This is a genomic window from Halomonas saccharevitans (genome assembly GCF_900116405.1).
Taxonomy (GTDB): Bacteria; Pseudomonadota; Gammaproteobacteria; order Pseudomonadales; family Halomonadaceae; genus Halomonas; species Halomonas saccharevitans.
This window is the reverse complement of sequence record NZ_FPAQ01000005.1, coordinates 17445-38859: the sequence shown is the minus strand read 5'-3', so window position 1 is coordinate 38859 and position 21415 is coordinate 17445. Positions and strand designations below refer to the sequence as shown.

Below are 21415 nucleotides of genomic sequence, written 5' to 3'. Positions count from 1 at the left end.
AGAGATGGACCCGCCATGCATTATCAGGACGCCATTGCCGAAGAGATCCGTGACAGTGCCGCTCGGCTGCTGGCCGAGGACGTCGGCCCCGGTGACATCACCGCCCAGCTGATTCCCGAGAAGCAGATGGCCCGCGCGCGGGTGATCACCCGCGAGGCGACGATCCTCTGCGGCGTGGCCTGGGTCGACGAACTCTTTCGGCGTCTCGACCCCCGAGTCAGCCTGCACTGGCAGGCCGCGGACGGCGACCGCCTCGCGGCCGGCCAGGGCTTCCTGGAGCTGGAGGGCCCGGCGCGCAGCCTGCTCACCGGCGAGCGCGCCGCGCTCAACCTGCTGCAGACCCTCTCGGCCACGGCGACCCGCACTCGCCACTACGTGGACCTGCTCGAGGGTACCGGGGTGCGCCTGCTCGACACCCGCAAGACCCTGCCCGGCCTGCGCCTGGCGCAGAAGTACGCGGTGACCTGCGGCGGTGGGCATAACCATCGCATCGGCCTCTATGACGCCTTTTTGATCAAGGAGAACCATATCGCCGCCTGCGGGGGGATCGAGGCCGCGGTGAAAGAGGCCCGGGACATCGCCCGCGACCTGCCGGTGGAGGTTGAGGTGGAGACCTTCGAGGAGCTCGACCTGGCGCTGGCCGCCGGCGCCGACGTGATCATGCTCGACAACTTCAACCTCGACGACATGCGCGAGGCGGTCGCCCGCAACGCAGGGCGCGCCACCCTGGAGGCCTCGGGCAACGTCGACGAGACCACCCTGCGCGCCATCGCCGAGACCGGGGTGAACTGCATCTCCAGCGGCGCGCTGACCAAGGACCTGAAGGCCATCGATCTGTCGATGCGCTTCATCGACCAGCCAGGCTGAGGCACGCCATAGGCGACGAGGGGCAGCCGAGAGGCGGTTTCAGGTCTCGACGGCGACCAGGCGCTTCTCCAGGCGCTGGCGATAGAGCCGCTCGCCGCCGCGCTCGACCCAGTCGTCGCCCCGCTGCTGCCAGCCGCGGTGCACCAGGCCATCGGCCAACACGGCGCTGGCCTCGATGCGGGCGCGGCTCACTCCCTGCTCCAGCAACATCCGCTCGGCATGCACCAGCAGCGTCGAGCCGATGCCGCGCCGCCCCAGCGACGGCCAGACATAGAGGGTCTCGATCCGGCCCTCGGCCAGATCCAGTTCGAGAAAGCCCACGCAGCGCCCCTCGCAGTCGGCCACCAGGGTGGTGAAGAGCGCCTGGCGCGCCGACCAGGCACTGGCGTCCCGCGGCAGGGCCATCGCCCAGGCCTCACGCTCGGCCAGCGTATAGTGCCCCGCGGCACCCTGCATCACGGCGTGATGAAAGACCTCGGCCTGGTCGGCGGCGTCGCGGGCGCGAGCCGTGCGGTAGACGATGCGCGGGCCGCGGCGCGCCCCGGGGAGCGCCTCAGAGGGCGGCTCGGCGCCGGCGTTGGGGTGATCGGCATGACGCATGCGTGAGCTTCCTGCGATGATGGTCAGCCAGCAGACTACCCAAGCCCTGCCTCGGGGCCAATCCCCGCGACGGAAAGGATCCTCAATGCACGACCGCCCCGCCCCGCCCGAGGCCTTCACCGTGACGCCCATCGGCGTCATCGAGAGCGACTTCCCGGACAAGTTCGGCATTCCGCGCCAGCCGGGGCTCGCCGACACGGCCCGGGCGAGCCTGGTGCTGCTGCCACCCTTCGATGATCCGCTGACGGTGCGGGGCCTCGAGGCCTTCAGCCACCTCTGGCTGACCTTCGTCTTCCACCAGAGCCCCGAGCGCTGGACGCCGCTGGTGCGCCCGCCGCGCCTGGGCGGCAACGCCCGGGTAGGCGTCTTCGCCAGCCGCAGCACCCATCGCCCCAACCGTCTGGGGCTCTCGCTGGTGGAGCTGGTCGACATCGACACCGCCGACGGCGTACGCCTGGCCCTGCGCGGCGCCGACCTGGTCAGCGGCACGCCGGTGCTCGACCTCAAGCCCTATCTGCCCTGGGCGGAGTCGCGCCCCGAGGCGCGCGCCGGCTTCGCCCCCGAGGCACCGCCCACGCTGGCGGTGGGTTTTTCCCCCGCCGCCGAGACGGTACTGGCGCGCCGGGAGGACGGCGACAGCCTGCGCGAGCTGATCCGCGAGGTGCTCGCCCAGGACCCGCGCCCCGCCTATCGCCGCGGCGCCGAGGAACGGGTCTACGGAATGCGCCTACGCGACGTGGACGTCCGCTTCCAGGCGCGCACCGACGCCGCGGGCGAGACGCGCCTGGAGGTCGTCGAGATCGTGACAATGTAGACAAAGGACACATAAGACGACGCCCTCCGTAGAGGGCGTCATCGTATGCCGTTCGATCATTTCGACCGGGCTTGTCTGAATGATCCACATGGCAAGAAGATGTGCTGATTCATGTCGCGAGCGATGAGAGGTGGGGGCGCCCAGCCTGGCCGCCGCCGGAGCACAGCCACCGGAATGTAGCCTGCTACATGAGGATGGCGACGGTCCGACGCCTCGGCACCGCCGGCGGCCAGGATCGCTAGGCTCGTTCCCGACGAGCCAACGCACTTCCCACTTCCCTGTGGGTCGTCGAGCGCAGCAATGAATCAGTGCGTCTTCAAGAGAAGTCGATGCCGATACGCCGGCCAACCTCCTCATAGGACTCGATCACGTTACCAAGCCCCTGGCGAAAGCGGTCCTTGTCGAGCTTCTCGCGGGTCTCGGCATCCCACAAACGGCAGCCGTCCGGCGAGAACTCATCGCCCAGCACGATCTTGCCGTGGAAGAGCCCGAACTCGAGCTTGTAGTCCACCAGCAGCATGCCGCCCTCTTCGAACAGCGCCTTGAGCACCTCGTTGACCCGGAAGGTCAGCGCCTTCATCTCGGCCAGCTGCTCAGAGCTAGCCCAGCCGAAGGTCTCGGCCAGCGACTCGTTGATCATCGGGTCGTGGAGCTCATCGTTCTTCAGGAACAGCTGGAAGGTCGGCGGTGTGAGGGTCTGGCCCTCCTCGACGCCGAGAGTCTTGACCACGCTGCCGGCGGCGATGTTGCGCACCACGCACTCGACCGGGATCATCTCGAGGTTCTTGACCACGCACTCGTCATCGGAGAGCAGGCTCTCGAAGTGGGTGGGAATCCCCGCTTCCTGGAGCTTGCCCATGATGAAGGCATTGAAGCGGTTGTTGACCTGGCCCTTGCGCTCGAGGGCCTCCATACGACGGCCGTCGAAGGCGCTGGTGTCGTTGCGGAAGTGCAGGATCAGGCGATCCGGATCATCGGTGGCATAGACCGACTTGGCCTTGCCGACAAAGAGTTCTTGGCGCTTTTCCATGGGAGCCTCCAGGGGCGAGGATACGGGTAAGGATGGTCGTTCAGCCGAGGGTCTGCCATGCCAGGCCATCGTCCTGGGCGGCGATCCTCAGCCGGGAGTCGTCGCCGTCGAGCAGGGGCACCAGGGCCTCCAGGGCCAGCTCGGGGCGGTTGTTGTGTTCGGACAGGTGCGAGCAGACGATGCGCTGCAGGCGATCGAGCCCCAGCCGCTGCAGCAGCCAGGCCGCCTGGACGTTGGCCAGGTGCCCCCAGTCGCCGCCCACTCGGCGCTTGAGGCTGGCGGGATAGGGCCCTTCGGCGAGCATCCGGCGGTCGTGATTGCACTCCAGCACCAGGCCGTCGCAGCCGGCGAAGGCCTCGACCACATGCGCGCTGGGATGCCCGAGGTCGGTGAGCAGGCCCAGCCGGCGACCGCCGCCGGCGATGCCGAACTGCACCGGCTCGCGGGCGTCGTGGGGCACGGTGATCGGGTCGATGGAAAGCCCCTTGACGGCGAACCTGGCCTGGGGGGTGATCCAGTGGCGGTGTGGCAGCTCGCCGAGGCGCCCCGACAGCCAGGTGCCCGGCGTCAGGTAGACCGGCACCTGGTGACGCCGCGCCAGGGGCCCGACGCCGCGGATGTGATCACCGTGCTCGTGGGTCACCAGCACGGCGTCGAGCTGGCGGGGGTGCAGGCCCAGTCGGGCCAGGCGGCGCTCGGTCTCCTTCAGGCCGAAGCCGCAGTCGACCAGCAGATGCGTCTCGCCGTCGCTGACCAGGGTGGCGTTGCCCTTGCTGCCGCTGCCCAGGGAGGCGAAGGTCAGGCCACCCGACGCCGTGTCGCTCATCAGCGCAGCAGGCCTGCCACCCGCTCGAGCAGCTCGCGCTGGTCCTCCTCGGGCAGCGAACCGTCCTCGCCGACGCCCATCGCGCGCAGCACGGTCTCCTCGGGGCCACGCGCCTCGAGGGTCAGCCGCACCGGTTGCGGCTCGGCGCCGAGCTCGAGGGAGGCCAGCGAGCTCAGCAGGCCCTGCTCGCGCCCTTCCCGGGTCAAATAGCCGACCAGGAAGGTGTGTGCGCTCGGATCGCGCTCGCGCAGCTCGCGGCGACCCTCGACGACGAAATCGTTTTCCAGCTGGTGGCTGAGTTCGGCCCACAGGCGATCGATGTCGTAGGGCAGGATCACCTGCCAGTCATCGCCGCGCTGCGCGAACTGGGCGCGGTCCTGCACCTCGGGCCGCTGGGCGGTCAGCGACGCGGCGCTTGCCGAGGCGCTGAGCGACTGAAAGTGGCGCTCCAGGGCCCGCAGGCAGCCCGCGTCGACGACGCCACCGCGCTCGCAGTGCAGCTCGCTGTCGCCGCGGCGCAGCCCCTGGCGAACGCTCAGACGGGACTGCTCGGTCGACAGCACCCCGCGGCTCGGATCACGGGCGACGACGTCCAGCCCGCGTCCCCGCACGAAGCGCTCGAGCTCCGGCCACACCGAAGCCGGCTCGGCGCCCACCACCAGCCAGGCGTCGCTGCCGATCTCGCGCCGCTCCACGTAGCCGCGCCCCCGGGCCCGCCCGGGGGACAGGGCCTGGGGCAGCGGCGCTTCCACCACGCCGTCCGTGGCGGGACGCGCGCCGCTTACCTCGGGCACGGGCATGGCGTCCCGAAAGCGCGCCGAGTTGTGGGCCTCCGGCAGCACCAGGGGCGCCGTCTCCTCGGCCTCGGCGTAGTCGAGGTTGCGATCGTGATAGTAGCCATCACGGGCGCAACCGACCGTGGCCAGCGCGATCGTCGCCACCAGCATCCCTTTCAGCGCAGAGTTCATGCGTCCACCTTGCCTCGTGTTGTGCGGAGTGCGGTGCCGAGCACCGCTCAGTCGTCGATCATCCCCGCCAGCTGAAGGGCCTCGCTGACGGTGGAGTGGTACTTCTCTGAGAGCCAGGTCAGCGGCAGGCGGATGCCCGGCTCCACATAGCCCATGCGATACAGCGCCCACTTGACCGGAATCGGATTGGACTCGACGCCCAGGTTGGTATGCAGCGGTATCAGGCGGGTATTGATCTGGTGAGCCTTGTCGACGTCGCCGGCCACGGCGGCGCTGCACAGCTCGTGCATGGTTCGCGGGGCGACGTTGGCGGTCACCGAGATGTCGCCGTGGCCGCCCATCAGCATGAAGTCGCAGGCGGTGGCGTCGTCGCCGGAATAGAGCATGAAGTCGCTGCCCTTGAGACGCGCGATCAGGTCCTCGGCGCGCTCCAGGTTGCCGGTGGCATCCTTGAGGCCGATGATTCCGTCGACCTCGGCGAGACGCATCACGGTCTCGTTGTAGATGTCGGAGCAGGTGCGGCCCGGCACGTTGTAGAGGATCACCGGCAGGTCGCTGGCTTCGGCGATGGCCTTGAAGTGCTGGAACAGGCCTTCCTGGGTCGGCTTGTTGTAGTAGGGCGCGACCGTCAGGCAGTAGTCGGCGCCAACCTCCTTGGCGTAGCGGGTCAGCTCGACCGCCTCGGTGGTGTTGTTGGAGCCGGTGCCGGCGATCACCGGAATGCGTCCGTCGACCTCTTCCACCACGGTGCGGATGACATCGAAGTGCTCGGCGAAGGACATGGTCGTCGGCTCGCCGGTGGTGCCGGCCGCCACGATCGCGTCGGTGCCGTTGTCGAGGTGAAAGTGCACCAGGCGACGCAGGGCCTCCCAGTCGATATCGCCGTTGACCTTCATCGGCGTCGCCAGCGCGACGATACTACCAGTGATCATCCTCTCGATTCCTCTCGATTCACCTGCATTCACGGCCCACAGGCCCCGGAAGCGCCGGGACCTGCCCCGGGGCCAGGGGCCAAATGGTACTCAGGCCTCGAGAGCCTGTACAGCCGCGACTTTACAGTTCGCCCGGGGTTGCGTGTAATCGACGCTCGCTGGTCCGACTCACCCCGTCCGACCGGCGGTGTTTCACCGTCCCACGCCACCCTCACAAGGAGTCGTTTCATGAGCGTCAGCCTCGGCGAGCCCGTCCCCGATTTCAGCGCCACCGCCACCAGCGAGTCCACCCTCACCCTCTCCGAGCTGCGCGGCCGGCAGGTGGTGATCTACTTCTATCCCAAGGCCAGCACCCCGGGCTGCACCACCGAGGGCGGCGACTTCCGCGATCGCAAGGAGGCCTTCGAGGCCGCCAATACCGTGATCCTGGGCGTCTCCCGGGACGGCATCCGCGCCCAGGAGAACTTCAAGGCCAAGCAGGGGTTCAACTTCGCGCTGATCTCCGACAAGGACGAGGCCGTCTGCCGGCTGTTCGACGTCATCAAGCTGAAGAAGCTCTACGGCAAGGAGCACCTAGGCATCGAGCGCAGCACCTTCCTGATCGATGCCGAGGGCCGGCTCGCCCGCGAGTGGCGCGGCGTCAAGGTCAAGGGTCACGTCGAGGAGGTCCTCGAAGCGGCACAGGCCCTGCACGCCGGCTGAATCCGTCGCCCTACCGCCCCCTCGGTCGGTACTGAGGCAGCGGGGAGCGGGCGCGTCACGCCCGGGCGGGTCGCCTCACGGCTCGACGGGCGTTTCCGGCGCCTCCCGGCGGTGGCGCTGCTGGATGCCGCGCGGCCAGGCGTAGACCAGCGCCTTGAGCAGGGTCGCCAGGGGGATCGCGAAGAAGATCCCCCAGAAGCCCCAGATGCCGCCGAAGAACAGCACCGCCAGGATGATCGATACCGGGTGCAGGTTGACCGCCTCGGAGAACAGCACCGGCACCAGCACATTGCCATCCAGCGCCTGGATCACGCCGTAGGCCACGATCACATAGAGGAACTGGTCGCTGATGCCGAAGTGGAAGCCGGCCACCGCGGCCACCGGCAGCGTGGCCACCGCGGCGCCGATGTAGGGCACCAGCACCGACAGTCCCACCAGCACGGCCAGCAGCGCCGTGTAGGGCAGCCCGAAGAAGGCGAAGGTAAAGAACGCCACGCTGCCGACGATGATGATCTCGGTGAACTTGCCGCGCACGTAGTTGGCGATCTGGTCGTCCATCTCCTGCCAGATGCGGGTCATCAGGTCGCGCCGCTGGGGCAGCAGCGAGACGGTGAAGCCCACTAGGCGGTCGCGATCCTTGAGCATGAAGAAGACCAGGATCGGCACCAGCACCAGGTAGATGATCAGCGCCAGGACGTTGCCCAGCGAGGCCAGCGAGAGCGTCAGGGCCCGCTGGCCGAGCTGAGTCACCTCGCGCCCGGCCATGCCGATCCAGTTCTGGATCTGATCCGGCGTCACCAGCTGCGGGTAGCGCGCCTGAAGATCATCGAGCAGCTGCTGGCCGCTGGCGAACATCCGCGGCGTCTCCTGGATCAGGTTGACCAGCTGGGTCCAGATCAGCGGCATCAGGATCAGCGCCATGGCCAGCAGCACGCCGATGAAGCCCAGGAAGACCAGGATCACCGCCAGCAGGTGGGGCACACGGCGACGCGTCAGGCCGTTCACCGCCCCCTGCAGCAGGAAGGCGATGACCAGCGCGGTGAGGAAGGGCGCCAGCATGTGGCCCATAAAGACCACCACGGCGAAGCCGAGCGCCAGGACCACCAGCAGGATCACCGCCTCCTCGTCGGAGAAGTAGTGCTCTATCCAACCACGGAATACCGACCTCAAGGTCATGAAGGCGATGCCCCCTTGCGGATCCAGTAGTGGTAGACCTCGCCCCGCTCCTCCCTGGCCGGCATCTCGTGGGGGCTCTGGGCCACGAAGGTCTCGAAGTCGCGCCAGGAGCCCGCGTCGGTGGCCCGTATCTCGAGCAGCTGGCCGGGCGCGAGGCGTGACAGGGCCTGCTTGGCCTTGAGCAGCGGCAGCGGACAGGGAAGACCGCGGGCATCGAGCAGGTCGTCGGGTTGCAGCGCCATGTTGTCTCCCGGGAGAATGCAATGAGTCGTGCAGGCCGGCGAGCCCACACGCAAGTTCCTGCGATTTAAAGGCACTTTGCGGACCGAATCAATGTCGAAGCCCAACGCCTGCCCCTGCTTTCGCCCCGTGACGAGGATGGCCATGCTGCGTCGAACCGGAACCTGCCTCACCGCCAGCGCCCTATGCCTGGCGCTCGCCCTGCCGGTCCAGGCCCAGTCCACGGATCGCTTCGAGGCGCCCGGCCTGACCGACCGCGGCGGCACCCCGATCGCCAACGGCGACTACGGCCTGCCGAGCCTTACCTACAGCGACAGCCAGGCGATCAGCGGCGAGGAGCTGCGCCTGGGACGCGCCTGGCTGCGCCAGTTCCGCGCCCGGGCGCCCGAGTGGCAGGACGCCATCGCCCAGGACTACGTGGAATCGCTGGTGGCCCGCCTGCTGCCCCACAGCGGGCTCACCCAGGCGAACACCGTCGTCACCCTGGTGGAGAGTCGACTGCTCAACGCCTTCGCGGTGCCGGGCGGGGTGATCGGCGTCAACGCCGGGCTGTTCGCCTTCGCCGAGCAAGAGGCGGAGCTGGCCTCGGTGGTCGCCCACGAGCTTGGCCACCTCGCCCAGCGCCACTACGCCCGCGGGCGGGAGCGCGCCGAGCAGACCCAGATCCCGACCATGGCCGCCATGCTGGCCGGCATGCTGATCGCCGCCGGGGGCGGCGGCGATGCCGGCATCGCCGCCGCCATGGGCACCCAGGCGGCCTTCATCCAGGATCAGCTGCGCTACTCGCGGCGCTTCGAGCAGGAGGCCGACCGCGTCGGCCTGCAGGCGATGGCCGGCGCCGGCTACGACCCGGGCGCCATGGTCGAGATGTTTCGCGCCATGCAGCGCATGGTCAGCCTGCAGGGCGGCAACCCGCCGGAGTTCCTGCTCTCCCACCCGATGACCGAGTCGCGCATCAGCGATACCCAGGCTCGCGCCGACCAGACGCCCGTGACGACGCCGCGCGACGAGCCGCTCGAGTACGCGCTGGTGAGGGCTCGCGCCCTGCTGGCGATCCACGACCGCGATCCCCAGCAGGCCGCTACCCGGCTGGCCCAGGACCAGGCCCCCGCGGCGGCGCGCCGCTACCTGGCGGCGCTACTCGACGCCCGGGCGGGTCGCACCGACGGGGCGCTCGCCGCCCTCGACGCCCTGGCCCGCGCGCACCCGGATCTCGCCATGCTGCCCGCCACGGCGGCCCAGGTGGCCTTCGACGCCGGCCGCACCGACGATGCCATCGCACGCAGCCGGCGTCAGCTGCGGCTGATGCCGGACTACGCGCCGACCCGCCGACTGCTCGGCGAGGCGCTGCTGCAGCGCGATCCCGACGAGGCCTACCGGGTGCTGCGCGAGCTGGCCGAGCGCCGCCCCGAGGACCCCCAGGTGTTCACGCTGCTCGCCGAGGCCGCCGGGCGCAGCGGCCGGGAAGCCTGGGGCCATCTGGCCCGCGCCGAGCAGCTGCAGCTCACCGGCCGCATCGACCGGGCCATCCGCCAGATCGAGGTGGCCAAGGAGGTCGCCGAGCGCCGGGGCGATCCCGCCGCGGCCAGCGCGATCGAGCGGCGCCGGGAGGACTTCATCGGCTATCGGGAGACGCTGGAGGAGTTTCGATAGCGCCGAGCGCCGCGCGCCGCGCGCCGCAGAAAATGATGTCATGGCCATGGCTGATATCCACGAACAAACCCCACCGGACTCAACATCCGGTGGGGTTTCTCGTTTGCTCCCTCGCACCTGTCGCCCGTCAACGAGCGGCTGGGCGCTGGCAGCTCGATGCTTACTTCTTGAAGTTCAGCATCCGCTCCAGAGGCTTGAGGGCGGCCAGGCGCAGAGCATCATCGACGAACACCTCACCCGTCCCCTGGCGCAGCGCGCCGGCCAGGTTATCCAGGGCGTTCATCGCCATCCACGGGCAGTGGGCGCAGCTCTTGCAGGTCGCGCCGTTGCCGGCGGTGGGCGCCTCAAACAGCGTCTTCTCCGGCACCGCCTGCTGCATCTTGAAGAAGATGCCGCGGTCGGTAGCGACGATCAGCCGCTCGTTGGGCAGCTCCTTGGCCGCGCTGATCAGCTGGGAGGTGGAGCCCGCCACGTCGGCCAGCTCGACCACCGAGGCCGGCGACTCCGGATGCACCAGCACCGCGGCATCGGGATAGAGCGACTTGAGGTCCTCGACGCCCTTGGCCTTGAACTCCTCGTGGACGATGCAGGCCCCGTCCCAGAGCAGCATGTCGGCGCCGGTCTGCTTCTGGATGTAGCCGCCGAGGTGCTTGTCAGGGGCCCAGAGGATCTTCTCACCGCGCGCCTGGAGGTGCTCAATCACGTCCACGGCAATGGACGAGGTCACCACCCAGTCGGCCCGCGCCTTCACCGCCGCGGAGGTGTTGGCATAGACCACCACGGTGCGGTCGGGATGGGCATCGCAGAAGGCGCTGAACTCGTCGGCCGGGCAGCCCAGGTCCAGCGAGCAGGTCGCCTTCAGGGTCGGCATCAGCACGCGCTTCTCGGGCGAAAGGATCTTGGCCGTCTCGCCCATGAAACGCACGCCGGCCACCACCAGGGTATCGGCCTCGTGGCGAGCGCCGAAGCGCGCCATCTCCAGGGAATCGGCGACGCAGCCGCCGGTCTCTTCGGCCAGCTGCTGAATGGCATCGTCGGTATAGTAGTGCGCCACCAGCACGGCATTATTGGCCTCGAGGAGCGCCTTGATCTCGTCGATGCGCGCCTCATCCTCGGCGGGAATGCGGGTGGGGCAGTAGGTGCGTGCCAGCTGCTCGCGCAGATCGGCACGGGAAGTCATGATCGTCATCGTGTCTACCACTGTGACCGGCAGGGGCTCCCCCTGCAATGCACCAGGTGTCGCCGCTCGTGCACTCCGCACGGGGCCACACGCCAGAGGGTCAACCGCTGCGTCTGTCGCGATGGCCGACCCAACGCCATTCTAGACCAGAATGCCCGCCCTTTGTTCGATTCCGGGGAGAAAGTCTCGCAGTGCGGCGCTCGCGTGGCGCGATTCGCCCGCCGTTTGGCGCCCCAACGCAGAACGCCCCCGCTTCCGAGGGAAGCGGGGGCGCTGAATCTGGTGGGTCGTGTAGGATTCGAACCTACGACCAATTGGTTAAAAGCCAACTGCTCTACCAACTGAGCTAACGACCCAGAACACATGGCGGCTCAGTCGCCATGGTCACAGGTTCGGATGGTGGGTCGTGTAGGATTCGAACCTACGACCAATTGGTTAAAAGCCAACTGCTCTACCAACTGAGCTAACGACCCTTCCGAACGGGTGCAGATATTACTGATCCGCCCCCGTGATGGCAAGCGATTTTTGCCTTTGGTCGAAGAGAACGGCGCGGGTCACCGATTACGCTGGCTCTTCGGCTTGCGCATGGCCTGCACCGGCCGGCGCTTGTGCTTGTCGCGGCTCCAGCGATTCTTCTCGTCCGGGGTCAACTCCGGCACCTTGCGCGCCGAAAGGCCGGCCGTCGTGGCCAGGTCATCGATCTCGTCCTGGGAGAGTTCCACCCACTCCCCGGCCTTGGTCCGCTTGTCGAGGAAGATGTTGCCGTAGCGCACCCGCTTGAGGCGGCTCACGGTCAGTCCCTGGGACTCCCACAGCCGCCGCACCTCGCGGTTGCGTCCCTCCATGATCACCACGTGGAACCAGGTGTTGATGCCCTCGCCGCCGAACTCCTGCACGTCGGTGAAGTTCGCCGGACCGTCGTCGAGCATCACGCCCTCGACCATCGCCTTGACCTGGGCCTGGGTGACCTCGCCCATGACGCGCACGGCGTACTCGCGCTCCACCTGGGTGGAGGGGTGCATCAGCTTGTTGGCCAGCTCGCCATCGGTGGTGAACAGCAGCAGGCCACTGGTGTTGATGTCCAGGCGGCCGATGGCGATCCAGCGCTCGCCCTTGAGGCGTGGCAGGCGATCGAAGACGGTGCGGCGCCCCTCGGGATCCTTGCGGGTGCAGAGCTCACCCTCGGGCTTGTTGTACATGATCACCCGACGCGGCACGTCCTCGGCGGCGCGCAGGGTCACCGGGCGGTCGTCGAGGGCCACCCGGTCGCGCATCTCGATGCGATCGCCCAGGGTCGCCACCTTGCCGTTGACCTTGACCCGGCCGTCGGCGATGGCCGTTTCCATCTCGCGGCGCGAACCCAGCCCGGCGCGGGCCAGGACCTTCTGCAGTTTCTCGGTGGTAGTGCTCATCGGTCATCGTTCTCACTGGATGTGGATTCCGTCCCCGCGGCAGCGTCATCGTCGACGCGGCCCCGGGCACGTTCGGACAGGCGAGCCTCCAGATCGGCGAAGCTCAGCCCTGCCCGCTCGGACGCCGTCCCGGCGTGGTCGTCGTCGGCCCTCCCGGCCGTCGTGCTGGTCGTCTCCGAGACCGTCTCGGCGCTCTCGGCATCGACCTCACCGCCCCCCTCGGGAGGCGCCGTATCGTTATCTGTCTCGTCCGCCGCCTCGGAAGGCGTCGTCTCGTTGTCTGTCTCGTCCGCCGCCTCGGCATCCTCCGCCGGCGCGTCCGCCTGGGCCAGCAGGTCGTGCTGGGGCGGCGGCGCCTCCTCCTCGAGGGTCGGCTCCTCGAACTGCTTCAGCTCGTGCATCGGCGGCAGCTCGTCGAGGGTGCGCAACCCGAAGTCGTCGAGGAAGCTGCGCGTGGTGGCATAGACCGCCGGGCGGCCCGGCACGTCGCGGTGGCCCACCACGCGCACCCAGCCGCGATCGAGCAGGGTGCGCATGATCGAGCCGCTCACCGAGACCCCGCGCACCTCCTCGATGTCGCCGCGGGTCACCGGCTGGCGATAGGCGATCAGCGCCAGGGTCTCGAGCAGCGCCCGGGAGTAGCGCTGGGGGCGCTCGTCCCACAGCCGCGACACCCAGGGCGAGAGCCGCGGACGGATGCGCAGCTGGTAGCCCGAGGCGGTCTCGAGCAGCTCTAGGGCACCGCGCTCATGGCGCAGGCCGAGCCGCTCGAGGGCGTCGCGCAGCGCGCGACGCGGCGGCTGTTCATGGTCGTCGAAGAGCCCCTCCAGGCGATCCAGCCCCAGCGGCTCGCCGGCCGCCAGCAGCGCCGCCTCGAGAATATCGTCCAGGACATTGGGGGATTCCATGGCGGTCATGCCGGTTCGCTCCCGTCGTGGTCATCGTCGCGAGGGTCGTCGAAGGGGCTCTCATCGAAAGGGCTCTCGTCGCCCGCCTCGTCCTCCAGGGCCTCCTCCTCGAAGGCCGCCTCCTCGTCCAGCCGCGCCCGCACGTGGATCGGCGAGAGCGGGGCGTTCTGGACGATCTCGATCATCGCCTCCTTGGCGAGCTCGAGAATTGCCATGAAGGTCACGACCACCCCGGCGCGCCCCTCCTCGAGGGTAAACAGCGCCTCGAAGGGGGTGTAGTGCTCCCGCGAGAGCTTCGCCATGATCGAAAGCATGCGCTCTCGGGTCGAGAGCCCCTCGCGGCTGATCTGGTGGGCCTGGTTGAGCTCGGCGCGACGCAGGATGCCGGCCAGCGCGCCGAGCAGCTCACCAAGCTCCACGTCCGGGTGGATCACCCGCGCCTCGAGGGCCGGCAGCGCGGCTCGCGCCGGAAACCAGTCGCGGCCCAGGCGCGGCAGCTCGGCGAGCGCCTCGGCGGCATTCTTGAGCCGCTCGTACTCCTGCAGGCGGCGGATCAGCTCGGCGCGCGGATCCTCCTCGTCGTCCTCCTCGCCCTCCTTGGGCGGGCGCGGCAGCAGGGTGCGCGACTTGATCTCGGCGAGCATCGCCGCCATCAGCAGGTACTCCCCGGCCAGCTCGATCTCCATGGCCTTCATCAGCTCCACGTACTCGATGTACTGGCGCGTGATGGCCGCCACGTCGATGGCGAGAATATCCAGGTTCTGGCGGCGAATCAGGTAGAGCAGCAGGTCCAGCGGCCCCTCGAAGGCCTCCAGGAAGACCCGCAGCGCCTCCGGCGGGATGTAGAGATCCTCCGGCAGCTCGGTGATCGGCTCGTCGAACAGGCGGCCCAGCACGTCGGCCTGCACGTCCGGCGCCTCGGCGGCATCGCTGTCGGCCCGCTCGGGCGCTTCACTCTGGGGCGTATCGCTCACGCGGGGCCTGGCCTCTCGACTGCACGGCGGATGATCGACCGTGCAGTCTAGCAACTTCGAGGCCGGGTGGGTAATCGCCGCCGCACGCCGAGGCGCCCAAAACCGCCCTGACGGCCGCTCTGATGACAGTTCTTACGCCAACGCGCTCATGAAATCGACTCGGCCTTGCGATAGCGCCCAACGTAGTCGAACAGCTTCTCGCGCACCTGCCAGTGGCGCCCCACCTTGCGACCCACCACGAAGTCCGGCGCGCGCAGCCGGCGCTGCTCGGCGATCACCTCCTCAGGCGTGGTCGGCGACCAGCGAATGCCCGGCGCGCGCAGGTGATCACGCAGGAAGACCGCGGCGAAGGCGCCACGCTGGGCCGGGGTCTCCAGGGCGAACCACTCGGCCAGGGTCACGCCCTCCTCGTCGTGGTAGGTGACCTTGAGGCGGGCCATGCCGCGGCCGTTGACGGTGGCCTCGAGCTGCATTCCGCCGACCCGCAGCACCCGGGCATCGCGCAGCTTGAGCGCCTCCTTGAGCTTGTCGTCGGCATCCACCAGCAGCGCCTGGCAGCCATGGCAGCGCCGGGCGGCGATGTCGTTCTCGGCGCCGCAGTCGGGGCAGGTCTTGAAGCGGAAGCGAAACGCACACTGCTCCATCGCGGGCGCCGCCGCTTTTGACGTCGTCTCGTTCGCGCGAGGTCGGGCGCGATAGTCTGAATTTACGCTTTCCGCGCGGGATCGGGCGCGAGGAAAAGGCACCAGCCCCTGGCAGCGCCGCCCGAAGTGCTCGATGACCAGCTCGCCGTCGCGCTTGCCCCAGAAGAGATTGGGGTGGTCGCACTCGGGGCACGGCACCTGCACCGGCTCGCTGTCGCCGTCCGGCTTGGGGCTGCCCACCTCCGGGGCATAAAGGTCCCAAGGATTGCCGGCGTAGTCGAGGATCAGGCAGTCGGCCTTGCCCGGCGAGAGGCGCAGGCCGCGACCGACGATCTGCTGGTAGAGCCCCACCGACTCGGTGGGGCGCAGGATGGCGATCAAATCCACATGAGGGGCATCGAAGCCGGTGGTCAGCACCGCCACGTTGACCAGGTACTTGATCTCGCGCGCCTTGAAGGCGGCGATGATCCGCTCGCGCTCGGCCGAGCGGGTCGCCCCGGTGATCAGCGCCGCCTCGCCGGCCGGCAGGTAGCCCAGTATCTCCTCGGCGTGGGCTACGCTTGCCGCGAACAGCATCACGCCCTGGCGCTCCCGGGCGCGCTCGATCACCTCGGCGATGATCCCCGGGGTGGCGCGGTGGCCCGAGACCACCCGGTTGAGCTCCTCCTCGCGGAAGAGCCCGCTGGCGGCCGGCGAAAGCCGGGAGAAGTCGTAGCGCTCCACCGCGGCATCGACGCGCCGGGGCTCGGCCAGGTAGCCCTGGCGCACCATCAGGCGCAGCGGCTGCTCGAAGACGCAGTCGCGAAAGAAGCACGTCTCGTCGCCGCGCACCATGCCGTGGTGGTGGCGGTGGTAGATGAAGCCCTGGCCCAGCCGGTAGGGTGTGGCGGTCAGCCCCAGCACCTTGAGGCGCGGATTGGCCTCGCGCAGCCGATCGATCACCCGGCGATAGCTGGCCTCCTTCTCGCTGGAGACCCGGTGGCACTCGTCGATCACCAGCAGGGTGAAGGCGCCATCGTCGAAGCGCTCGAGGTTCCTCACCACCGACTGCACCGAACCGAACACCACCTGTCGGCCGCTCTCCTTGCGTCCCAGCCCGGCGCTGAAGATATCGGCCTCGAGGCCGTAGGCCTGGTACTTGGCGTGATTCTGCTCGACCAGCTCGCGCACGTGGGCCAGCACCAGCACTCGCCCCCGAGCCAGGCGCGCCAGCTCGGCGATCACCAGCGACTTGCCGCTGCCGGTAGGCAGCACCACCACCGCGGGCTCGTCGGAGGCTCGAAAGTGCTCGACCACCCGGGTGACGGCCGCCTGCTGATAGGGGCGCAGCTGGGGCACGGACGTCTCGTGCATGGACACCTCCTGTCGACGAAGCCGCCATCCTACCGGGCGGCGTCGTCCGCGTCAGGCACCCGGTGCGCTCAGCTGATCAGGCCCTGCAGCAGCAGGTAGCCCGGCACCCAGGCGGTCACCAGCCCCTGGGTCAGGGAGGTGCGTGCCATCAGCGGCTTCAGGTGCGGGCGGTGGCAGAGCATCAGGTAGAAGCCGAACCACAGCGACGCCCAGGCCAGCCAGTTGGCGCCCAACCACCAGCCCCACAGCCCCTCGGCGACCGCGAGCTGCAAGAGCCCGGTGGGCAGGGCGGTGAGCGCCACGAACAGGCAGAAGTAGCCCAGGCCGTGACCGGAGCTGCCGTTGCGGCGATTGATGGCCACCCAGAGGTAGGTCAGGGCGAACAGCAGCGTCATGGCCGCGGTGCGCACGCTGGCGGCATCGGCCCCGGGGCCGAAGGCCGCGTAGGCGGCCACGGCGAGGCTCACCCCGCCGACGAAGAAGTTGATTACCTGGATCTCGCGATCCTCGATACGCCCCATCATCCACAGGCCGTTGAGCACCAGCACCGCGCCCACGTAGAGCAGGCTCAGCCCCTCATGCATCGTCGTCTCGCTCCCTCGATAGCGGCACCCGACCCCGTGCCGGCCGCCCCGAGCGCTCTTATAGACCGGCCCGATCGGCAAGGCAACAAGCAATGGAATTATTTTTCATTTCCTTCCTGCGACACGGCCGAGGAAGCTGAGCCCTTGACCTCGCGGCCTTTCACCCTGATATCTAGAAGGGACACACGGATTATTCGATCCCCCATCGCCAATACAGGAGAGGCGCACATGAAAGTGAAGACCAGCCCGGAATGCCCCAAGTGCGGCCATCGCATGAAGCGATTCCCGCCCGGCCGCAAGGACGAGTACCACGTCCATTGCGCCGAGTGCGACTACGACTTCGGACGCTTCGATCATTTTCAGGCGCAGTTCCGCCACGCCATCGAGGAGCTCGAGGCACAGCTTCACCGCCACGATGCCGAGGAGGACGGACGCGGCTGAACCCCCGCCTCGCCGCGTACTGACGCGAGGGTCGGCGACGCCATAAGACCGGCGACAGAAGGCCTCAGTAAAAACGCCAACGCCCGAGACCAGGTCCCGGGCGTTGGCGTTTTAGCGACGGCGCGAGCGTCGCCGGAGCTCGCACATTAGCCGAGCCAGGTGCGGGCGTTGCGGAACAGGCGCATCCAAGCGCCGTCCTTCGTCCACTCGGCCGGGCGCCAGGAGTTGGTCACCGCCCGCACGACCCGCTCCGGGTGCGGCATCATGATGGTCACGCGGCCGTCCGGCGTGGTCAGGCCGGTGATGCCGGAGGGCGAGCCGTTGGGGTTGGCCGGATAGCGGGTGGTCACCTGGCCGTGGTTGTCCAGGAAGCGCAGGGCGACCTGGCCGCTGCCCTGAAGGCTTCGCAGGTGGGCGCTGTCGCGGAACTCGGCCCGGCCCTCGCCGTGGGCCACGGCGATGGGCAGGCGCGAGCCCTGCATGCCGGCGAGCAGGATCGATGGGCTCTCCTCCACCTGCACCATCGAGACCCGCGCCTCGAACTGCTCGGACTCGTTGCGCACGAAGCGCGGCCAGGCCTCGGCGCCCGGGATCAGCTCCTTGAGCTGGGCGAGCATCTGGCAGCCGTTGCACACGCCCAGCGAGAAGCTGTCGTCGCGCTCGAAGAAGGCCGCGAACTGCTCACGGGCGCGAGGGTTGAAGAGGATCGACTTGGCCCAGCCGCCGCCGGCGCCCAGCACGTCGCCGTAGGAGAAGCCGCCGCAGGCCACCAGGCCCTTGAACGCCTCGAGGCTCACCCGCCCCTCGAGGATGTCGCTCATGTGCACGTCGACGGCCTCGAAGCCGGCCTTGTCGAAGGCCCAGGCCATCTCCAGCTGACCGTTGACGCCCTGCTCGCGCAGCACCGCCACCGCCGGACGGGTCTTGTTGATCTGGGGTGCCTGAAGATAGGGCGCGGCGATGTCCTCGTCGACGTCGAAGCTCGGCTGGGCCGAGAGACCCGGGTCGCGGCCGTCGAGCAGGCCGTCGAACTCGTTCTTGGCGCACTCGGCGTTGTCGCGCAGCGCCTGCAGGCGATAGCTGGTCTCGGCCCAGGTGCGCTCGGCCAGCAGCCGGGTGGTCTCCAGCAGCGGCTCCTCGAACAGGGTGACGCGCACTTGGTCGTCGTAGCGCGGCCGGGCGATGACGCCGCAGGTCTCGATGCCCGCCGCGGCGAACTGCGCCAGCACCTCCTCGGTGTCCTGGCGGTTCACCTGGATGACCGCACCGAGCTCCTCGGCAAACAGCGCGTTGAGGGCGTCGACGGGCTCATCGATCATCCAGTCGAGCTTGATCTCCAGGCCCGTGTGGGCGGCGAAGGCCATCTCCAGCAGGGTCACCAGCAGGCCGCCGTCGCTGCGGTCGTGGTAGGCCAGCAGCTTGCCCTCGGCGTTGAGCCCCTGAATCACGGTAAAGAAGGCGCGCAGGTCCTCGGGATCGTCCAGGTCCGGGCACTCGTCGCCCACCTGGCCGTAGACCTGGGCCAGCGCCGAGCCGCCCAGGCGGTTCTTGCCACCGCCCAGATCGATCAGCAGCAGGTCGGACTCGTCCTGCTCCAGGTCGATCTGCGGGGTCAGCGTCTTCATGGCGTCGGTGACCGGGGCGAAGCCGGTGATCGACAGCGACAGCGGCGAGGTGATGCTCTTCTCCTCGCCGTCCTCCTGCCAGGCGGTGCGCATGGACATGGAGTCCTTGCCCACCGGGATGGCGATGCCCAGCGCCGGGCAGAGCTCCATGCCCACGGCGTGCACGGCGTCATACAGCGCCTGGTTCTCGCCGGGATGGTCGGCGGCGCTCATCCAGTTGGCCGAGAGCTTGATGTCCTCGAGCTTCTCGATCGGCGCGGCGGCCAGGTTGGTGATCGCCTCGGCTACCGACAGGCGCGCGCTGGCGGCGGGGTCGATCAGCGCCACCGGCGGACGCTCGCCCATGGCCATCGCCTCGCCGGCATGGGTATCGAAGCTCGCCGTGGTCACGGCGACGTCGGCCACCGGCACCTGCCAGGGGCCAACCATCTGGTCACGGGCCACCTGGCCGGTGATCGAGCGGTCGCCGATGGTGATCAGGAAGCTCTTGGAGGCCACGGCGGGCAGACGCAGCACCCGGTCCATCGCCTCACGCAGGTCGAGGTTGTCGAGCATCACGCCGGAGAGGGTGTTGGTCTGGCGGCTGAACTCGCGCTGCATCTTCGGCGGCTTGCCGAACAGCACGCTCATCGGCAGATCCACCGGCTGGCTCTCGAAGTGGCCGTCGGTCACCGCCAGGTGGTGGGCCTCGGTGGCCTCGCCGACCACGGCATAGGGGCAGCGCTCGCGGGCGCAGAGCGCCTCGAAGGTCGCCAGCGCCTCGGGGGCCACGGCGAGCACGTAGCGCTCCTGGGCCTCGTTGCACCAGATCTCCAGCGGGCTCATGCCCGGCTCGGCGTTGGGCACGGCGCGCAGATCGAAGAGCCCGCCGCGCTCGCCGTCCTTGACCAGCTCGGGCAGGGCGTTGGAGAGCCCGCCGGCACCGACGTCGTGGATGAAGCGGATCGGGTTGTCGTCGCCCATCGCCCAGCAGCGATCGATCACCTCCTGGGCGCGGCGCTCCATCTCGGGGTTGCCGCGCTGCACCGAGGCGAAGTCCAGATCGGCGCTGGAGGCGCCGGAGGCCATGGAGGAGGCGGCGCCGCCCCCGAGGCCGATCAGCATCGCCGGGCCGCCCATCACGATCAGCTTGCCGCCGACGGGGATCTCGCCCTTCTGGACGTGGCCATCGCGGATGTTGCCGTAGCCGCCCGCGAGCATGATCGGCTTGTGATAGCCGCGCCGCTCGATGCCGTCGCGGCCCAGGGCGTCCTGCTCGTAGGTGCGGAAGACGCCGGCGAGGTTCGGGCGGCCGAACTCGTTGTTGAAGGCGGCGCCGCCGATCGGGCCCTCGAGCATGATCTGTAGGGCCGACTGGATGCGCTCGGGCTTGCCGTAGTCGAAGGCCTCCCAGGGCTGCACGAACTCGGGGATGCGCAGGTTGGAGACGGTGAAGCCGGTCAGGCCCGCCTTGGGCTTGCCGCCGATGCCGGTGGCGCCCTCGTCGCGGATCTCGCCGCCGGCGCCGGTGGCCGCCCCCGGATGCGGCGCGATGGCCGTGGGGTGGTTGTGGGTCTCCACCTTCATCAGGATCTGGATCGGCTCCTGGGTGGCGCCGTAGACGGCGCGCTCGTCGCCCTGGCCAGCCAGCGACGCGGGATAGAAGCGCGGCGCATCAGAGCCCCGGATCACCGCCGCGTTGTCGCTGTAGGCGGAGAGGATATCGCCGGGCGAGCACTCGTGGGTGTTCTTGATCATCTTGAACAACGAGCGCTCCTGGGCCTCGCCGTCGATCAGCCAGTCGGCATTGAAGATCTTGTGGCGGCAATGCTCAGAGTTGGCCTGGGCGAACATCATCAGCTCGACGTCCGCGGGGTTGCGGCCCAGCTCGCGAAACGCCTCGCAGAGGTAGTCGATCTCGTCCTCGGCCAGCGCCAGCCCCAGCTCGACGTTGGCGACGGCGAGGGCCTCGCGGCCGCCCTCGAGGATGTCCACGCTACCCAGCGGTGCCGGCGCGTGGTGGGCGAACAGCCGGGCGGCGTCGGAGGCATCGGCCAGCACGGTCTCGGTCATGCGGTCATGCAGGGCCGCCTGAAGGCCCTCGAAGGCGGCCTCGGCGAGGGTGCCGGCCACCCGGACCCGATAGGCAATGCCGCGCTCGATACGCCGCACCCGGGTAAGCCCGCAGTTGTGGGCGATGTCGGTGGCCTTGGAGGACCAGGGGGACTGGGTGCCGATGCGCGGCACTACCAGGAACAGCTGGCCGTCGCCATGGGACGCGTCCTGGCGCGCGGGGCCATAGTCGAGCAGCTGCTCCAGCAGGCGCCGCTCACCCTCGTCCAGGTCGCCGTCATGGTCGACGAAGTGGACATAGTCGGCCCGCAGGGACTCGACCTCGGGAACGGATGCGCGCAGGGCGTCCAGCAGCTTGGCATGACGGAAAGCAGATAGGGCGGGCGCGCCTCGCAGTTCGAGCATATCCTGGAGCCTCTGATACAGGGGGGAAT

Annotated in this window: 19 protein-coding genes and 2 tRNA genes; 5 read left to right on the top strand and 16 right to left on the bottom strand. The window is 69.0% G+C overall.

Annotated features, from left to right (window positions below; translation table 11 throughout):
• Positions 1 to 15 precede the first annotated feature (15 nt).
• A complete protein-coding gene (gene nadC, locus BM388_RS03770; protein WP_089847381.1) occupies positions 16 to 867 on the top strand; it encodes a carboxylating nicotinate-nucleotide diphosphorylase in 852 nt (283 codons plus the stop codon).
• A gap of 39 nt (positions 868 to 906) precedes the next feature.
• On the opposite strand, the gene BM388_RS03765 is transcribed toward nadC, so the two are convergent.
• The gene (locus tag BM388_RS03765) at positions 907 to 1467 is read right to left on the bottom strand and encodes a GNAT family N-acetyltransferase (RefSeq protein WP_089847379.1); all 561 of its coding nucleotides are present in this window, start codon (positions 1465 to 1467) and stop codon (positions 907 to 909) included.
• 85 nt (positions 1468 to 1552) lie between these two features.
• Between BM388_RS03765 and tsaA the strand changes: the two genes are divergently transcribed.
• On the top strand, positions 1553 to 2281 hold the full coding sequence (gene tsaA, locus BM388_RS03760; RefSeq protein WP_089847377.1) for a tRNA (N6-threonylcarbamoyladenosine(37)-N6)-methyltransferase TrmO: 729 nt from the start codon (positions 1553 to 1555) through the stop codon (positions 2279 to 2281).
• A gap of 316 nt (positions 2282 to 2597) precedes the next feature.
• Here tsaA and purC read toward each other — a convergent pair whose 3' ends face one another.
• Genes purC through dapA form a run of 4 tightly spaced genes read right to left on the bottom strand, consistent with a single transcriptional unit; the run spans position 2598 to position 6037 of the window.
• The gene (gene purC / locus BM388_RS03755; RefSeq protein ID WP_089847375.1) at positions 2598 to 3311 is read right to left on the bottom strand and encodes a phosphoribosylaminoimidazolesuccinocarboxamide synthase; all 714 of its coding nucleotides are present in this window, start codon (positions 3309 to 3311) and stop codon (positions 2598 to 2600) included.
• A gap of 40 nt (positions 3312 to 3351) precedes the next feature.
• Positions 3352 to 4137: an MBL fold metallo-hydrolase gene (locus BM388_RS03750; RefSeq protein WP_089847372.1), complete on the bottom strand. Its 786-nt coding sequence runs from the start codon at positions 4135 to 4137 to the stop codon at positions 3352 to 3354.
• A complete protein-coding gene (locus tag BM388_RS03745) occupies positions 4137 to 5105 on the bottom strand; it encodes a lipoprotein, NlpB (protein WP_089847370.1) in 969 nt (322 codons plus the stop codon). The genes BM388_RS03750 and BM388_RS03745 overlap by 1 nt, the downstream gene beginning before the upstream one ends.
• A 47-nt stretch (positions 5106 to 5152) precedes the next feature.
• The gene (gene dapA / locus BM388_RS03740) at positions 5153 to 6037 is read right to left on the bottom strand and encodes a 4-hydroxy-tetrahydrodipicolinate synthase (RefSeq protein WP_089847368.1); all 885 of its coding nucleotides are present in this window, start codon (positions 6035 to 6037) and stop codon (positions 5153 to 5155) included.
• Positions 6038 to 6265: 228 nt separating this feature from the next.
• On the opposite strand from dapA, the gene BM388_RS03735 reads away from it, so the two are divergent.
• The gene (locus BM388_RS03735; RefSeq protein WP_089847366.1) at positions 6266 to 6739 is read left to right on the top strand and encodes a peroxiredoxin; all 474 of its coding nucleotides are present in this window, start codon (positions 6266 to 6268) and stop codon (positions 6737 to 6739) included.
• Between the two features lie 75 nt (positions 6740 to 6814).
• On the opposite strand, the gene BM388_RS03730 is transcribed toward BM388_RS03735, so the two are convergent.
• Positions 6815 to 7915, bottom strand: a complete 1101-nt coding sequence (locus BM388_RS03730; protein WP_089847364.1) for an AI-2E family transporter — start codon at positions 7913 to 7915, stop codon at positions 6815 to 6817.
• Positions 7912 to 8157, bottom strand: a complete 246-nt coding sequence (locus BM388_RS03725) for a sulfurtransferase TusA family protein (RefSeq protein WP_089847362.1) — start codon at positions 8155 to 8157, stop codon at positions 7912 to 7914. Before BM388_RS03725 ends, BM388_RS03730 begins: the two co-directional genes overlap by 4 nt.
• A gap of 142 nt (positions 8158 to 8299) precedes the next feature.
• Between BM388_RS03725 and BM388_RS03720 the strand changes: the two genes are divergently transcribed.
• Entirely contained in the window at positions 8300 to 9808 is a 1509-nt protein-coding gene (locus tag BM388_RS03720; RefSeq protein ID WP_089847360.1) for a M48 family metalloprotease, read from the top strand.
• A 160-nt stretch (positions 9809 to 9968) separates the two neighbouring features.
• On the opposite strand, the gene nadA is transcribed toward BM388_RS03720, so the two are convergent.
• The 8 genes from nadA to BM388_RS03680 all read right to left on the bottom strand — a co-directional run bounded on the left by nadA (position 9969) and on the right by BM388_RS03680 (position 16863).
• The gene (nadA, locus tag BM388_RS03715; RefSeq protein ID WP_089847358.1) at positions 9969 to 10997 is read right to left on the bottom strand and encodes a quinolinate synthase NadA; all 1029 of its coding nucleotides are present in this window, start codon (positions 10995 to 10997) and stop codon (positions 9969 to 9971) included.
• A gap of 271 nt (positions 10998 to 11268) precedes the next feature.
• Positions 11269 to 11344, bottom strand: a tRNA-Lys gene (locus BM388_RS03710).
• A gap of 41 nt (positions 11345 to 11385) precedes the next feature.
• Positions 11386 to 11461: transfer RNA gene (locus BM388_RS03705), tRNA-Lys, on the bottom strand.
• 81 nt (positions 11462 to 11542) lie between these two features.
• Positions 11543 to 12400, bottom strand: a complete 858-nt coding sequence (gene rluB, locus BM388_RS03700; RefSeq protein ID WP_089847356.1) for a 23S rRNA pseudouridine(2605) synthase RluB — start codon at positions 12398 to 12400, stop codon at positions 11543 to 11545.
• On the bottom strand, positions 12397 to 13317 hold the full coding sequence (gene scpB / locus BM388_RS03695; RefSeq protein WP_089847354.1) for an SMC-Scp complex subunit ScpB: 921 nt from the start codon (positions 13315 to 13317) through the stop codon (positions 12397 to 12399). Before scpB ends, rluB begins: the two co-directional genes overlap by 4 nt.
• Positions 13314 to 14282 carry a segregation and condensation protein A gene (locus tag BM388_RS03690; protein WP_089847352.1) on the bottom strand — a complete coding sequence of 323 codons (969 nt, stop codon included), beginning with the start codon at positions 14280 to 14282 and terminating at the stop codon, positions 13314 to 13316. Before BM388_RS03690 ends, scpB begins: the two co-directional genes overlap by 4 nt.
• A 146-nt stretch (positions 14283 to 14428) precedes the next feature.
• Positions 14429 to 16279 carry a DEAD/DEAH box helicase gene (locus tag BM388_RS03685; protein ID WP_089847350.1) on the bottom strand — a complete coding sequence of 617 codons (1851 nt, stop codon included), beginning with the start codon at positions 16277 to 16279 and terminating at the stop codon, positions 14429 to 14431.
• 68 nt (positions 16280 to 16347) lie between these two features.
• Positions 16348 to 16863 (bottom strand): AmiS/UreI family transporter, encoded by a 516-nt coding sequence (locus tag BM388_RS03680; RefSeq protein ID WP_089847348.1) that lies wholly within the window; start codon positions 16861 to 16863, stop codon positions 16348 to 16350.
• A gap of 228 nt (positions 16864 to 17091) precedes the next feature.
• Between BM388_RS03680 and BM388_RS03675 the strand changes: the two genes are divergently transcribed.
• On the top strand, positions 17092 to 17304 hold the full coding sequence (locus tag BM388_RS03675; protein ID WP_089847346.1) for a hypothetical protein: 213 nt from the start codon (positions 17092 to 17094) through the stop codon (positions 17302 to 17304).
• A 146-nt stretch (positions 17305 to 17450) separates the two neighbouring features.
• On the opposite strand, the gene purL is transcribed toward BM388_RS03675, so the two are convergent.
• Positions 17451 to 21386, bottom strand: coding sequence for a phosphoribosylformylglycinamidine synthase (purL, locus tag BM388_RS03670; protein ID WP_089847344.1), 3936 nt, complete (start codon positions 21384 to 21386; stop codon positions 17451 to 17453).
• Positions 21387 to 21415 lie beyond the last annotated feature (29 nt).

Excerpts from the sequence above, each read along its gene's own strand:
- purL (WP_089847344.1), bottom strand. The coding sequence starts at position 21,386 with ATGCTCGAACTGCGAGGCGCGCCCGCCCTATCTGCTTTCCGTCATGCC.
- rluB (WP_089847356.1), bottom strand. The coding sequence starts at position 12,400 with ATGAGCACTACCACCGAGAAACTGCAGAAGGTCCTGGCCCGCGCCGGG.
- BM388_RS03720 (WP_089847360.1), top strand. The coding sequence starts at position 8,300 with ATGCTGCGTCGAACCGGAACCTGCCTCACCGCCAGCGCCCTATGCCTG.
- nadA (WP_089847358.1), bottom strand. The coding sequence starts at position 10,997 with ATGACGATCATGACTTCCCGTGCCGATCTGCGCGAGCAGCTGGCACGC.
- scpB (WP_089847354.1), bottom strand. The coding sequence starts at position 13,317 with ATGACCGCCATGGAATCCCCCAATGTCCTGGACGATATTCTCGAGGCG.
- BM388_RS03745 (WP_089847370.1), bottom strand. The coding sequence starts at position 5,105 with ATGAACTCTGCGCTGAAAGGGATGCTGGTGGCGACGATCGCGCTGGCC.
- BM388_RS03725 (WP_089847362.1), bottom strand. The coding sequence starts at position 8,157 with ATGGCGCTGCAACCCGACGACCTGCTCGATGCCCGCGGTCTTCCCTGT.
- BM388_RS03765 (WP_089847379.1), bottom strand. The coding sequence starts at position 1,467 with ATGCGTCATGCCGATCACCCCAACGCCGGCGCCGAGCCGCCCTCTGAG.
- dapA (WP_089847368.1), bottom strand. The coding sequence starts at position 6,037 with ATGATCACTGGTAGTATCGTCGCGCTGGCGACGCCGATGAAGGTCAAC.
- BM388_RS03680 (WP_089847348.1), bottom strand. The coding sequence starts at position 16,863 with ATGCATGAGGGGCTGAGCCTGCTCTACGTGGGCGCGGTGCTGGTGCTC.
- BM388_RS03735 (WP_089847366.1), top strand. The coding sequence starts at position 6,266 with ATGAGCGTCAGCCTCGGCGAGCCCGTCCCCGATTTCAGCGCCACCGCC.
- purC (WP_089847375.1), bottom strand. The coding sequence starts at position 3,311 with ATGGAAAAGCGCCAAGAACTCTTTGTCGGCAAGGCCAAGTCGGTCTAT.
- tsaA (WP_089847377.1), top strand. The coding sequence starts at position 1,553 with ATGCACGACCGCCCCGCCCCGCCCGAGGCCTTCACCGTGACGCCCATC.
- BM388_RS03685 (WP_089847350.1), bottom strand. The coding sequence starts at position 16,279 with ATGCACGAGACGTCCGTGCCCCAGCTGCGCCCCTATCAGCAGGCGGCC.
- BM388_RS03730 (WP_089847364.1), bottom strand. The coding sequence starts at position 7,915 with ATGACCTTGAGGTCGGTATTCCGTGGTTGGATAGAGCACTACTTCTCC.
- BM388_RS03675 (WP_089847346.1), top strand. The coding sequence starts at position 17,092 with ATGAAAGTGAAGACCAGCCCGGAATGCCCCAAGTGCGGCCATCGCATG.
- BM388_RS03750 (WP_089847372.1), bottom strand. The coding sequence starts at position 4,137 with ATGAGCGACACGGCGTCGGGTGGCCTGACCTTCGCCTCCCTGGGCAGC.
- nadC (WP_089847381.1), top strand. The coding sequence starts at position 16 with ATGCATTATCAGGACGCCATTGCCGAAGAGATCCGTGACAGTGCCGCT.